General features: G+C 65.1%; 10 protein-coding genes. 3 read left to right on the plus strand and 7 right to left on the minus strand.

Annotation, left to right across the window (positions count from 1 at the left end):
* Positions 1-160: 160 nt before the first annotated feature.
* From CT676_RS11805 to CT676_RS11820, 4 genes are all read right to left on the minus strand, one after another.
* Complete coding sequence (locus CT676_RS11805) at positions 161-1,303, minus strand: OpgC domain-containing protein (RefSeq protein ID WP_085401871.1); 1,143 nt, start codon at positions 1,301-1,303, stop codon at positions 161-163.
* Between the two features lie 187 nt (positions 1,304-1,490).
* Positions 1,491-1,946: a hypothetical protein gene (locus tag CT676_RS11810; RefSeq protein ID WP_085401870.1), complete on the minus strand. Its 456-nt coding sequence runs from the start codon at positions 1,944-1,946 to the stop codon at positions 1,491-1,493.
* An 82-nt stretch (positions 1,947-2,028) separates the two neighbouring features.
* Positions 2,029-2,400 (minus strand): DUF883 family protein, encoded by a 372-nt coding sequence (locus tag CT676_RS11815; RefSeq protein WP_028148389.1) that lies wholly within the window; start codon positions 2,398-2,400, stop codon positions 2,029-2,031.
* A gap of 75 nt (positions 2,401-2,475) precedes the next feature.
* On the minus strand, positions 2,476-3,588 hold the full coding sequence (locus CT676_RS11820; protein ID WP_085401869.1) for an AI-2E family transporter: 1,113 nt from the start codon (positions 3,586-3,588) through the stop codon (positions 2,476-2,478).
* A 204-nt stretch (positions 3,589-3,792) separates the two neighbouring features.
* Here CT676_RS11820 and CT676_RS11825 point away from each other — a divergent pair, with 204 nt between their 5' ends.
* Positions 3,793-4,575 (plus strand): L,D-transpeptidase, encoded by a 783-nt coding sequence (locus CT676_RS11825; RefSeq protein WP_063986079.1) that lies wholly within the window; start codon positions 3,793-3,795, stop codon positions 4,573-4,575.
* Positions 4,576-4,588: 13 nt separating this feature from the next.
* On the plus strand, positions 4,589-5,242 hold the full coding sequence (locus CT676_RS11830; RefSeq protein ID WP_085401868.1) for a DUF2865 domain-containing protein: 654 nt from the start codon (positions 4,589-4,591) through the stop codon (positions 5,240-5,242).
* A 225-nt stretch (positions 5,243-5,467) separates the two neighbouring features.
* Here the strand turns inward: CT676_RS11830 and CT676_RS11835 are convergent, their stop codons facing one another.
* Positions 5,468-7,561, minus strand: a complete 2,094-nt coding sequence (locus CT676_RS11835; protein ID WP_085401867.1) for a HAMP domain-containing methyl-accepting chemotaxis protein — start codon at positions 7,559-7,561, stop codon at positions 5,468-5,470.
* 274 nt (positions 7,562-7,835) lie between these two features.
* Between CT676_RS11835 and CT676_RS11840 the strand changes: the two genes are divergently transcribed.
* Positions 7,836-7,991, plus strand: a complete 156-nt coding sequence (locus CT676_RS11840) for a Thivi_2564 family membrane protein (RefSeq protein WP_011084288.1) — start codon at positions 7,836-7,838, stop codon at positions 7,989-7,991.
* 158 nt (positions 7,992-8,149) lie between these two features.
* Here the strand turns inward: CT676_RS11840 and CT676_RS11845 are convergent, their stop codons facing one another.
* Together CT676_RS11845 and cysC are read right to left on the minus strand one after the other, a co-directional pair.
* The gene (locus CT676_RS11845) at positions 8,150-10,315 is read right to left on the minus strand and encodes a malate synthase G (RefSeq protein WP_085401866.1); all 2,166 of its coding nucleotides are present in this window, start codon (positions 10,313-10,315) and stop codon (positions 8,150-8,152) included.
* A gap of 297 nt (positions 10,316-10,612) precedes the next feature.
* Positions 10,613-12,529 carry an adenylyl-sulfate kinase gene (gene cysC / locus CT676_RS11850; RefSeq protein WP_085401865.1) on the minus strand — a complete coding sequence of 639 codons (1,917 nt, stop codon included), beginning with the start codon at positions 12,527-12,529 and terminating at the stop codon, positions 10,613-10,615.
* Positions 12,530-12,549: the final 20 nt, after the last annotated feature.

Consider the following 12,549-nt stretch of genomic DNA (forward strand, 5'->3'; position numbering starts at 1 on the left):
CAGAGGCTCCCCGCATAGCGCAGCCACAGGTCTCGGCCTAGCAGAATCGCACGATTATTTGGCTAGAGCGTTTTCGAGCGAAGTGGATACCGGTCCGCGTGAAGAAAACGCGTCAAGACAGGAATCCAGAGCTCCGTTCCGATTGGATCGGAACGGAGCTCTAGGCCTGCTGCCGCAGGGCGGCCGGAAGGTCCTGCCGCCTCGACCACGAGATGTAATAGGCCACAGCCGTCATCGCCGCGAAGCCAACGAGGCTTACCGCGATCTGCATCACCACGAGGTTCGGTCCGGTGATCAGGATGAGATGGCCGGCGAAGGACAGGAACACGGCAACGCAGAACACCGCGAGCCATTCCTCGCCGCATGTGATCACCGCCTGAAGCGGCCGCAACTTCAGGCCGGGGTGGTCGGCCGGAATGAGATGGGTCGCGAGGAAGGCGAGCGCGAGGAAATGGATCACGCGATAGGGCGCGAGGTTTTCCTTGTCTGTCGGCGCGATGCTGTTGACGACGAAGTCCGGCAAATAGACGGCCAGCGCGGGCGAATGCCGCATCAAGGTGACGGCCATCGCGAAGATGAGATAGGCACCCGCGAGGATCCGCAGCCAGGACATGCCGTGCAACGCGCGTCCGGAGGCGCCTGTTACGGCGAACCAGCCGCCCAGGACCATCAGCATCTGCCAGCACAGCGGATTGAAGGTCCAGTCCTGGTCCGGATAGACCCGGAAATTCCATTCGAACCAGCGCGCCGCAACGTATAGCGCGACCGATGCCGCCAGCGTCAGGTTCGGCCGCCGCAACAAACCCCATAGCGCAAACGGAAAGAACGCCATCAGCGGGATCATAAGTTGCAGGAGGTCGAGGTTCAGCGGCTCTTCCTGGAGCACGAGGCCGCGGACCAGGATGCGCAGCGGATGATCGAGAATGCCCGAGATGTTGTATTCGTGGATGATCTCCGGCGCCATCGATTGCGAGGCGACATAGGCGATGGTGTCGATATAGATCACGAAGAGCACGACATAGGCAGCGTAGAGCCGCCAGACGCGGCGGAAGATGCGCGTCGCCGCGACGACGTAACCGCGCTCCAGCGCCATCCTGCCGTGAATGATGGCGACGCCATAACCCACCACGAACACGAACAGGTCAGCGGCGCCGCTGAAGCCGAAATTTCGGAGCGTCAGGAGATTAACGACGTTGTTCGGGATGTGGTCGACGAACACCGACCAGTTGGCAATGCCGAGCGTCAAATACAATCTGGCATCGTGATGGAATGCGGCGAGGTTCGCCTTGACGGACGGTTTCATCGCGGAAAATGACTTTTAGAATCACGGGCGCTGCTTTTAGCGGCAACCGCCCGCCTATCCGAGTAGCGTTTGCGTGAGGGGGGCTGGAATTGTCCAATCTGGCGCAAAATTGCGCATGATCGCCGGATGGAATTCCCGCAAGCTCGCTCGTTCCGCCGACGACGAAATTATCTTAGCGCTTCGACCGCTATTCGGCCGGTTCAGCCGAGGCGTCGTCGGATGCGCCGGCGCGACTCGCCATGATTCCAAGGGCGACGCCGCCGATCGCCAGGATCGGCAGCAGCCGCTTGATTCCGATGGCGCGAACGATCTGGAGGCCCGTCGCGAGCAGCATGGGGTCGGCGAGCATGCTCGAAGCGGCCGACTTCGCGGCGCGCTCGGCGGCGATCCGGGCGCGCTTCCGCATCTCCCGCTTGTAGCCCCAATAGCTCCCCGCCGCGGCAAGCGTCAGCAGGAAGAAGATGCCGGCGCCGGCGAGGCAGGCCTGCACCGGTCCGTAGGTCTGAAGGACCGAGATGAAGGCGGCCGCGCAGAGAAAGCCCGTGGTGATGAAGAGCGCGAGTGCCGCGCCCGCGGCGAGCGATGTCAGGCGGACGGTCGTGCCCGTCGATGCGCTGATGCCGTCGATGATGCGCTGTAACATGGCCTTGCTCCTCAGATCCCCGCAAGCCGGCAGCGACGGCGCAACAGCGCCGCCGTAACAACGTCAAGGTTTTGCGCCCACGCTACCGGCGCCAGGCGACGCCGATCAGGAAGCCGATGCCGAGCGCGAGTCCGACGGTCGCGAGCGGCCGCTGCGTGATGGCATCTTCCAGCGTTTCCTCGATCGAGCCGTAGGCGTCTTGCGCAGCTTCCATCATGGCGCTGCCGCGATCCGACATGTCGTCGACCGCGGAATCCACGCTCTCGCGGGCCTGGCGATAGCCGCGGCGGGCCTGCTTGCTGGTGGAATTGGCAAAGGTGTTGAGCGCGTCGGTGATCTGATCGGTGAGGGCGGCGATATCGCTTTTCACGGCTGCTACATCCTTCTCGAGGCGTTCTCTGGTGGCTTTGTCGGTCCAGTCTCTCATCCCGGTTTCGCCATTGGTTGACATCAGGAGCTCCAAAGCTGTTGGCGGCTGAGATAGCCGGAAAACGTTTCGTGCCCGGGTAAGTTCCGTTCGGGAAACCGGTCATGCCTGCGGCAGCTGCGGCGAATTCTCCGGCAGCAGATGCTCCTTCAGGATCAGCCCGACGATCAGGAGCGGCGACGACAGGAATGCGCCCATCGGCCCCCACAGCCAGGTCCAGAAGGCCAGCGCGATGAAGACGGCAAGCGCGTTCAGGGAAAGCCTGCGCCCGATGATGGTCGGCGTGACGAAGTGCCCTTCCAGGAAGGTGATGCCGCCGAAGGCGAGCCCCGCCATCAGTCCGCCGCCGATGGTCGGGAAGGCGACGAGCCCCACCACGACCAGAATGACGAACATCGCGACCGGTCCGATGATCGGGATGAAGTTGAGCGCCGCCGCAAGCGCGCCGAGCCCGGCCGGATTGGGCATGCCGGTGATGGCGCAGATGAGACCGGTTGCGATGCCCACGCCGACGTTGATCAGTGTCACCGTCAAAAGATAGTTGCCGAGATGGACCTCGATCTCGTTGAGGATCCGCAGCGTGCGCAGCCGCGCATCGCGATCGCCGAAATTCATGATCAGCGCCCGCCGCAGGTCGCGCCAGCTCGCGATGAACAGGATCAGGGTGGCGAAGAACAGTAGGAATTCGGCGAAGGTCGGCGACAGGAATTCCAGCGTCGGTTGCACCCATTCGGCTTTCGGCAGCGGAAGGCTTGGCAGCCCCTCGGAGCCGCCCACCATCGTCTGCAACTCCTTCCACAGCGCCAGCGGCCGGTCGAAGACGTGCATCTTCTCCTTCAACTGCGCGCCCAATTCCGGCAGGCGCGAGCTCCACTCCATCGCTGGCACGGCAATCAGCGCGACGACGAAGGCGACCACCGTCGTCACCGCGATCACGATCAGCACGGCGCCGAGGGCGCGCGGCACATGCCGCCGCTCGAGAAAGCTGGCGGCCGGCGACAACATGGTGCCGGCGACGACCGCCATCACGACCGGGAGGAAGAACGCCCTGGCGACGTAGAGCACCGCGACCACGGCAATCAGAAACAGACCGGCGAGCGTAAAGGCGACAAACTCGGTGCGGCGGATCACCGGCGGCAGCTCGACATGGCTGTCGGGAAGCGGGTCGCCCTCGTTGTTGCCGGAAATCAGACGTTCAGTGGGAAGGACGCGCACAATATCTCCTCCCGCACGGAAGCCTCCGCGCGCCCATTGTTGGCAGTAGAACGTCCGGGCGGACGTTCCGGTTCCATCGCGGTTTCGTGAAGTTTTGCTCGCTTGACTGTGACCTCGCTGCCGCAACGAGCGGTGGAACTTGAGTCGGTCCAGCTGCGTTTGTTGGGAGCCGCATCACCTGATGCACATCCAACGGGGCAGCACATGACAAGGTTCTCTCCAGTCCGTCGCCGCTTCTCGCTGCGCGCCACCACCGCCATTGCCTTCGCGACAGCATTGCTGACCGTGCCCTTCGCGGCACAGGCCCAGACGCTCGGCTACGCGCCGATGCAGCCGCAGGGATATCCGCAGGACCCGAGCTATTCGCGGGGTTATGTCAACGCGGCGCCGCAGGCCGCCGACGAGGATGCCGCGCTGCCCGACCGGCTGCGCAAGCAGATCGTCAGCTTCGACCGGAACGAGCCGGCCGGGACCATCGTCATCGATACCGGCAACACTTACCTCTATTACGTGCTCGGCAATGGCCGCGCGATCCGTTACGGCGTCGGCGTCGGCCGACAAGGTTTCACCTGGGCCGGCGTGCAGAGCGTCAGTCGCAAGGCCGAGTGGCCGGACTGGCATCCGCCGGCCGAGATGATCGCGCGTCAGCCTTATCTACCGCGCTTCGTCGCCGGCGGTCCCGGCAATCCGCTCGGCGCACGCGCGATGTATCTCGGTTCGAGCGAATACCGCATCCACGGCACCAACGATCCCACCACGATCGGCAAGTTCGTGTCCTCTGGTTGCATTCGCATGACCAACGAGGACGTCACGGACCTGTTCAGCCGCGTCAATGTCGGCGCCAAGGTGGTGGTGCTGCCGAAGAACGCCCCGCTGATGGCCAAGGGGTACGACAAGGGCGGCGACCCGGTACGCAAGCGCCCGCCGGTGACGACGCTGCCTTCGGGACGGCAGGCGCTGAACATCACGACGTCGGCAGTGAACTGATGGGCGAGGTCATATGAACAGACGTTCGATCGGCAAACTGGCCGGCGGCGCGGCGGCGTGCTTCGCCGTCGCCTCGCTCGGCCTCGCGTTGACGCCGTCGGCGCATGCGGAAGACTTCTTCTCGGCGCTGTTCGGCGGCTTCCGCGCGCGCTCCGCGCCGGAGATCCGCATGCCGTTCCCGACCGATGACATGCCGCGCTACGACACGCCGCGCCAGCGGACCTCTTATGGCGGCGGCATCGCCTATTGCGTGCGCAGCTGCGATGGCCGCTACTTCCCGGCGCAAGGAAACGACGCCGAAAGCAAGGCGAAATCCTGCAAGAGCTTCTGCCCGACGTCGGAAACCTCGCTGGTCTATGGCAGCAACATCGACGACGCCACGACGGACAAGGGAAAATCCTATTCCGACCTGCCCAACGCGTTCCGCTTCCGCAACGAGATCGTCGCGGGCTGCACGTGCAACGGCAAGGATCCGGTCGGACTTGCCCAGGTCAAGGTCGAGGACGATCCGACCTTGCGCAAGGGTGACATCGTCGCGGGCAGCGATGGCCTGGTGGTCGCCAACCGCAACGCCAACGACCGCCGCGGCGTCGCGATGAATTTTTCGCCGCTGCCGGATTCGGTGCGCGCCAGGTTCCGCCAGGTGCCGGTGGTCGCGAAGGAGTAGGGGCGGTGCGGCCTCAAGTAGGTTGCGGCGCTAGCGCCTCGATCTCCAGTGTCGTCCCGGACAAGCGGAGCGCAGATCCGGGATCCATAACCACAGGAAGCGGTTTGACGAAGGCACGTGGTTAGCAGCTCGCGCGCGACAACTTCTCCCTGTGGTTATGGGTCCCGGCGTTCGCCGGGACGACACTGAAGGTGTAGCGGCAGCTTTCTATCCAATCCGCAAGTCCTACGCCGCGCGGATCTTCCCCAGGAAGTCGCTGACCTGCTGGCCGAGCTGGCGGCTCTGCGTCTCCAGCGTTTCCGAGGCCTGCTTGACGTTGTCCGCCGCACCGGCGGCAGCATCCGCGTCGGCCTTCACGCCGGTGATGTTGTCCGAGACGTTCCTGGTGCCCTGCGCCGCAAATTGCGTGCTGCGCGTGATCTCCTGGGTCGCCGCGCCCTGCTCCTGCACGGCGGCGGCAATCGCGGTCGCGACCTCGTTCACTTCGCCGATGATGCCACCGATGGTCTGGATCGCGTTGATGGCGTCGCTCGCCACCCTCTGAATGTCGGCGATCTGCCCGGAGATTTCCTCGGTGGCTTTTGCGGTCTGGCTGGCCAGCGATTTCACCTCGGAGGCGACGACCGCGAAACCGCGCCCGGCTTCGCCCGCACGTGCGGCCTCGATCGTGGCGTTGAGCGCGAGCAGATTGGTCTGCGCCGCGATGGTGTTGATCAGGCCGACGACCTCGCCGATGCGTCCTGCGGACTGCGCCAGCCCTTGCACCGTGCCGTCGGTCTCGCGGGCCTGGTTGACGGCGCGGCTGGCAATGCCCGCGGCGTGCGCCGCCTGCTGGCTGATGTCGTTGATCGAGGCAGACAGCTCCTCGGCCGCGGCGGCGACGCTGTCGACGCTCATGGAGGCGTCGTTGGAGGCCTTGCCGGCGACCTGGACGCGGTCGTTGGTCTGGCGCGACACCGCGGAGAGGTCGCCCGAGGTCTTGCGCATCTCGCCGGACGCTTCGCTCAGTTCGCCGAGCGTCTTGCGCACCGCGCCCTCGAACTCGCCGACATAAGTCTCGACGGCGCGCTGGCGCGCGGCCGCGCCGACATTGCGCTCGCGCTCATGCTCTTCGATCTTGAGCTTCTCGGTCGCCTGCTGCTTGAAGGTTTCCAGCGCGCCGGCAAGCGCGCCGATCTCGTCCTGGCGGTCGAGATAGCCGCTGTCGACGGCAAGGTCGCCGCCGGCGACCTTGAGCATGGCGTCGCGGATGGTGTTGAGGGGATGGATGACGCGGCGGCTGACCAGCATGACCGCGCCGACGGCGAGGCCGATGGCGAGCGCCAGGAGTGCAAGCTGCACGATCAGCGCGCGCTGTGCGGTACTGCGCTGCTCCTGCGTGTAGCTCCGGGCGGCGTCGAGCGCGGCTTCGGCCACCGCGACCGCACTGGCCATACGGCCGACCGTGAGCGGGCTCCACTGGTTGGCCGTCAGCTCGGCCTTCTCACCCTTGACCAGGGTGTCCGCGAGACGGTCGCGCAGGGTGAGATATTGCGGCTCGAAATAAGCGGTCTTGGCCGTGGTCATGGCGGATGCGAGCGCGGGCGGCAATTGCATGCCCGAGGTCGACAATTCCAGCGCTTTCCACATCGCGGCCGTACCGCCGACAAATTGGGTATAGTTGTAGCGGCCCTCCGGCGAGATCTTGCCGGCCGCAAGTCCGGTCGAGACGATCAGTGAGGCCTCGCCCGCGGTGTTGCGGAGCAGCCAGGCGCTCTGCTTGATCGACAGCAGCTGGTCGATCACGGCATCCTGGTGGTTGACGGTGGCGGCGAGGACGCCCGAGAGCTTGTCGAGCACGTCGAGCAGCCCCTGCGTCGTCTCCATGTATTCCTTGGTCAGGCCGGCGCGGCGCTGGTCCTTCGGTTTGGCAACATCCTCCCAGAACTGCTTCTGCTCTTCGCCCAGCAGCTTGTAGAGCCGCGCGAGCTCAGGCACCAGCGCGCCCGATTGCGGGAAGTCGATGCTCGGCAGCAGCTCGAGCGCGCGGGCCATCGCCGGCATCTGGGCATCGCGCAGCGCGCGCAGATATCTCTCGATCTCGGAGTCCATCGGCTCGGTCGCGTTCAGCAGCCGGGACGTGGTCGAGCGGTCGGTGCGCAGATTGTGCATCGCCTTGAACAGATCGGCGGAGGCGTCGGCGATCTGCGAGATGCGGTTGGCGGTCTTGAGGCGGTCCCAGGAGGCGTAGGCGGTGAGCGAGAGTGCAATCACCACACAGACCGACGTGATGGCGATCACCGCCTTCAGCAGCGCGGACACGGTCAGACGATTCAGCATCGAAGCCCCCCAAAATTCCCATTGCAAAGTTCGTCAAGACGCCCCGGCAACATCAAAACGGAGGGGCAGGCAGATCGGCAATCGCATGCCGTTTGCGGCGCATCACCCAAACGGTTTCTGCATCTGAAACGAAAAGGGTAAAGTTTTAGGCAGGCCGGCTGATCGTAGAAGTACGTATTTACTAGAAGTTGCAGTGGGTTGCGGTGATGGAACCTGCGCGGGAGATGGGCGTTAGAACACCGTCAGACAATTTGCCTGAAGGGGGGTCCTTGCGATGCTGGTCGGCGTACTCGTCACCTTTCTCGTCGTCATTCTCGTGCTCTATCTCATCAACATGCTGCCCATGGACGGTCGCGCCAAGCAGATCGCGCGCGTGGTCGTCATCATCATCGGCGTCGTGTCGCTGTTGAAATATCTGACGGTGTTTTAGCGGGATGGGGCGTGTAGCCCGGATGGAGCGCAGCGAAATCCGGGGGCCTGCCCCAAGCAACGCCGGTCCCGGATTGCGCTGCGCTCCATCCGGGCTACGGCCCGAAAACAAAAAAGCCCCGGCGCGAGCCGGGGCTTTGGTGTTTGAATGATCGGGCTTTAGCCCGCAGCCTTGGCCTCGCGGCGGCGCGCGGTGAGGATGTATTCGGTGTAGCCGTTCGGCTGCGTGCGGCCCTTGAAGATGAGGTCGCAGGCGGCCTTGAAGGCGACCCCGTCGAAGGCGGGCGCCATCGGCTTGTAGATCGCGTCGCCCGCGTTCTGCTTGTCGACGACGACGGCCATGCGCTTGAGCGATTCCATCACCTGCGCCTCGGTGATGACACCCTGGTGCAGCCAGTTGGCGAGATGCTGGCTCGAGATGCGCAAGGTGGCGCGGTCTTCCATCAGGCCGACATCGTGGATGTCAGGCACCTTGGAGCAGCCGACGCCCTGGTCGATCCAGCGCACGACGTAACCGAGAATGCCCTGGCAGTTGTTGTCGATCTCCTGCTTGACGTCGTCGGGCGCCCAGTTCGACTTCGACACCGGAATGGTGAGGATGTCGGACAGCTTCGCGCGCGGACCGCCTTTGGTGAGTTCCTGCTGGCGCGCGGTGACGTTGACCTGGTGATAGTGCAGGGCGTGCAGCGTCGCAGCGGTCGGCGACGGCACCCAGGCGGTGGTGGCGCCGGCCTGCGGATGCGCGAGCTTCTGTTGCAGCATGTCCGCCATCTTGTCGGGCGCGGCCCACATGCCTTTGCCGATCTGGGCGTGGCCGGGCAGGCCGTCGATCAGGCCCATGTCGACGTTCCAGTCCTCATAGGCCTTGATCCAGGCCTGCGCCTTCATCTCGTTCTTGCGGATCATCGGGCCCGCTTCCATCGAGGTGTGGATCTCGTCGCCGGTGCGGTCGAGGAAGCCGGTGTTGATGAACATGATGCGCTTGGAGGCGCGCTGGATGCAGGCCTTGAGGTTGACGGTGGTGCGCCGCTCCTCGTCCATGATGCCGACCTTGAGCGTGTTCTCGGGCAGCGAGAGCATCTTCTCGACGCGGTCAAAGATCTCGCAGGTCAGCGACACCTCGTCCGGGCCATGCATCTTCGGCTTGACGATATAGGCAGATCCGGTGCGGCTGTTCTTGACCTTGGAGTTGCCCTTGATGTCGTGAATGGCAAGAAGCCCTGAGACGGCAGCGTCGAGCAGGCCTTCCGGAATCTCCTCGCCCTTCTCGTCCAGCACGGCGTCGGTGAACATGTGGTGACCGCAATTGCGCATCAGCAGCAGGCTGCGGCCGTGCAGCTTGACCTCGCCCTTGCCGTCAGGCGTCTTGTAGCTGCGGTCGGCATTGAGCGAACGGGTCAGCGTTTTGCCGCCCTTCTCGAAATCGGCCGAGAGCGTGCCGTTCATCAGGCCGAGCGTGTTGCGATAGACCAGCACCTTGTCCTCGGCGTCGACCGCGGCGACCGAGTCCTCCATGTCGAGGATGGTCGAGACTGCGGATTCCATGATCATGTCGGCGACGCCGGCCGGGTCGTCCTTGCCGATCGTGCTGCTGCGGTCGATCTTGACCTCGACGTGCAGGCCGTTGTTGGTGAGGAGCACGGCGGACGGCGCGGCGGCATCACCCTGGAAGCCCGCGAATTGCGCGGCGTTCTTCAGCGCCGTTGCGTTGCCGCTCTTCAGCTTCACCGCGAGCTGGCCCGCGACGACGCTGTAGGCGGTGACGTCGGTGTGGCTGCCGGTCGCCAGCGGCACGGCGGCATCGAGGAACGCCTTGGCCTTGGCGATCACCTTGTCGCCGCGCGCCTTGTTGTAGCCCTTGCCGCTCTCGGAAGGATCGTGCGGAATCGCGTCGGTGCCGTAGAAGGCGTCATAGAGCGAGCCCCAGCGCGCGTTCGCCGCGTTCAGCGCATAGCGCGCGTTGGTGAGGGGCACGACGAGCTGCGGGCCGCAGATCTTGCCGATCTCTTCGTCCACATTGGCGGTCTCGACCTTCTGCGTCGCCGGCTCGGGGACGAGATAGCCGATCTCCTTCAGGAACGCGGTATAGGCATCGAGGTCGAACGCCTTGCCCTTGTTGGCACGGTGCCAGTCGTCGATCTTGGCCTGCAGCGTGTCGCGCACGGCGAGCAGCGCGCGGTTCTTCGGCCCCAGATCCTTGATGATGGCGGCGACCCCGGCCCAGAACGCATCCGGCGCGATCGCCGTTTTCGGGGCCGCTTCCTTGGCGATGAAGTCAAACAGGACGGGAGCGATCTTCAATCCGTGGGCGTCGACGCGTTTCATGATGGGCTTTCTTGTTGGAAATGGCTGTTTTTTGGCTGCTTTTGACCCGACAGCAGCAAAATGCGCCCATAGGGGGCGGCTTTCAGGGCCTATTAGCCTCAAAATCGGGGCCGTGAGAAGGCCTCCAAAAGTTGTCAAAATGTCAAGGCGAGGTGTGCGGCCCGACGCACCGTTGTCATTCCCCGCGAAGGCGGGGAATCCAGTACGCCGCGGCTTCTCCGTGACCCAACGCTGTTTCTGGAATACTGGGTCGCCCGGTCAAGCCGGGCGACGACAGCCGGGGAAAATAGGACGGCCTCAAATATTCGCGGCGAGGTCCACGAGCTCGTCGAACAGCACGCCGGTGGTCTTCAGCATCCGTTCGATCTCGTCAGCAGCGTCCGCAACCGTGCGGGCCGACGTGTCGATCACGAGCTCGGCAGCCTCGGGTCGCTCGTAGTCGTTGCCGATGCCGGTGAACGACGCCAGCGCGCCGGCGCGGGCCTTCTTGTAATGGCCCTTGGGATCGCGATCCTCGCAGACCTCTGCCGGCGTCGCGACGTGGATCTCGCGGAACGCGGTGTCGGCGATGCGTCGCGCGGTCGCGCGGTCCTCGCGGGCCGGCGAGACGGCGGCGACGATCGCAATGTGGCCGTTGCGGGCGAGATGGGTCGCGACCTCCGCGAGGCGGCGGATGTTCTCGCTGCGGTCGGCGGCGGAGAAGCCGAGATCGTTGTTGAGCCCGGCGCGCAACGTGTCGCCGTCGAGCAGGATCGGCGAGCCGCCATTGGTGAACAGCCGACGTTCCAGCGCCTTTGCCAACGTCGATTTGCCGGACGCCGGCAGGCCGGTGAGCCAGACCACCGCGCCGTTGTGGCGGTAGCGCGCGGAGCGTTCGTCGGGCCGCAGCGCCGATTCCACCGGCACGATGTCGACCGGCACGGCGCGCTGGCCGGCATCGACCGACAGCACGAGACCACCGCCGGCGATGCGCCCCGAAACCTCGATCACGAGACGGCCGGTCCGCGGATTCTCGGTGTAGGGATCGGCGGCAATCGGGCTCGAAAGGGAAATGTCGATCTCGCCGACATGGTTGCGGCCGATCGCCTTGTTCTCGACGCTCGACAGCTCGCCGGGATCGACCGCCTTCTCGATGGCGACGACGGTGGCGCGGCTCTCCTTCGGGCCGCAGCGGACCAGCAGCTGGTCGCCCTTGGCGAGCGGCTTGTCGTGCAGCCAGAAGATGCGCGCGCGCAGACGGCGGGTCTCGCGCGGTGCGGAGCCGACATGCGCGACGATGTCGCCGCGCTCGATGAACAATTCGCGGTCGAGCGTGATGCCGACCGAGCGGCCCGCGCCCTGCCGTCCCGCGACCGGCGTTACCGGCCAGCTTTCGACCGTCTTGATCCTGGCGATCTTGCCGGCCGGCATGATCACGATCTCGTCGCCGGCAATGAGGCTGCCGGATTCGATGCGGCCCGCGACGATGCGGCGGTCGTCGAACTTGTAGATCGCCTGCACCGGCAGGCGCAGGGCGAGGGCTTCCAGCGGACGCGCCGGCTCGAGCTGGTCCAGCGCCTCGACCACGGTCGGACCCTTGTACCAGCTGATGCGGTCGGTGCGCTCCGCGACGCCGTCGCCGTCGCGGGCCGAGATCGGGATCACGGCCGTCGGCGTCACGCCGAGGCCCTGCAAATGCGCCGAGATCTCGTCGCTGATTTCTTTGAAGCGCTCGGCGCTGAAATCGACGCGGTCCATCTTGTTGACGACGATCGCGACCTGCTTCACGCCAAGCAGGTGCAGCAGATAGCCGTGCCGCCGGGTCTGGTCGCGCACGCCTTCGAGCGCATCGATGATCAGCACCGCGCCGTCAGCCTGCGAGGCGCCGGTGATCATGTTGCGCAGGAATTCGGCATGGCCCGGCGCGTCGATCAGCACGATGTCGCGCGAATTGGTGCGGAAGCGGATCTGCGTGGTGTCGATGGTGATGCCCTGGTCGCGCTCGGTCTGGAGCGCGTCGAGCAGAAACGACCATTCGAACGGCATGCCGCGCCGCGCGCTGACGGCTTTCAGCATCTCGAGCTTGCCGTCGGGCAGGCTGCCGGTCTCGTGCAGCAGGCGCCCGACCAGCGTCGACTTGCCGTGATCGACATGGCCGACGATGACGATGCGGACCTGCGGACGCGTGGTGCCGTTCGGAGTGGCGGGCGAAGCGGGGGTGACGATCATGTTCATAGCCGCGTTGCGTCCTTGAA

Origin of the sequence: Bradyrhizobium sp. MOS001, assembly GCF_004634465.1 — a bacterium.
In the GTDB taxonomy this organism is placed as follows: domain Bacteria; phylum Pseudomonadota; class Alphaproteobacteria; order Rhizobiales; family Xanthobacteraceae; genus Bradyrhizobium; species Bradyrhizobium barranii.

What these genes read in the sequence shown, in the direction of transcription:
- cysC (WP_085401865.1), bottom strand. Translation starts at nt 12,529, where the DNA reads ATGAACATGATCGTCACCCCCGCTTCGCCCGCCACTCCGAACGGCACC.
- CT676_RS11840 (WP_011084288.1), top strand. Translation starts at nt 7,836, where the DNA reads ATGCTGGTCGGCGTACTCGTCACCTTTCTCGTCGTCATTCTCGTGCTC.
- CT676_RS11825 (WP_063986079.1), top strand. Translation starts at nt 3,793, where the DNA reads ATGACAAGGTTCTCTCCAGTCCGTCGCCGCTTCTCGCTGCGCGCCACC.
- CT676_RS11845 (WP_085401866.1), bottom strand. Translation starts at nt 10,315, where the DNA reads ATGAAACGCGTCGACGCCCACGGATTGAAGATCGCTCCCGTCCTGTTT.
- CT676_RS11830 (WP_085401868.1), top strand. Translation starts at nt 4,589, where the DNA reads ATGAACAGACGTTCGATCGGCAAACTGGCCGGCGGCGCGGCGGCGTGC.
- CT676_RS11805 (WP_085401871.1), bottom strand. Translation starts at nt 1,303, where the DNA reads ATGAAACCGTCCGTCAAGGCGAACCTCGCCGCATTCCATCACGATGCC.
- CT676_RS11810 (WP_085401870.1), bottom strand. Translation starts at nt 1,946, where the DNA reads ATGTTACAGCGCATCATCGACGGCATCAGCGCATCGACGGGCACGACC.
- CT676_RS11835 (WP_085401867.1), bottom strand. Translation starts at nt 7,561, where the DNA reads ATGCTGAATCGTCTGACCGTGTCCGCGCTGCTGAAGGCGGTGATCGCC.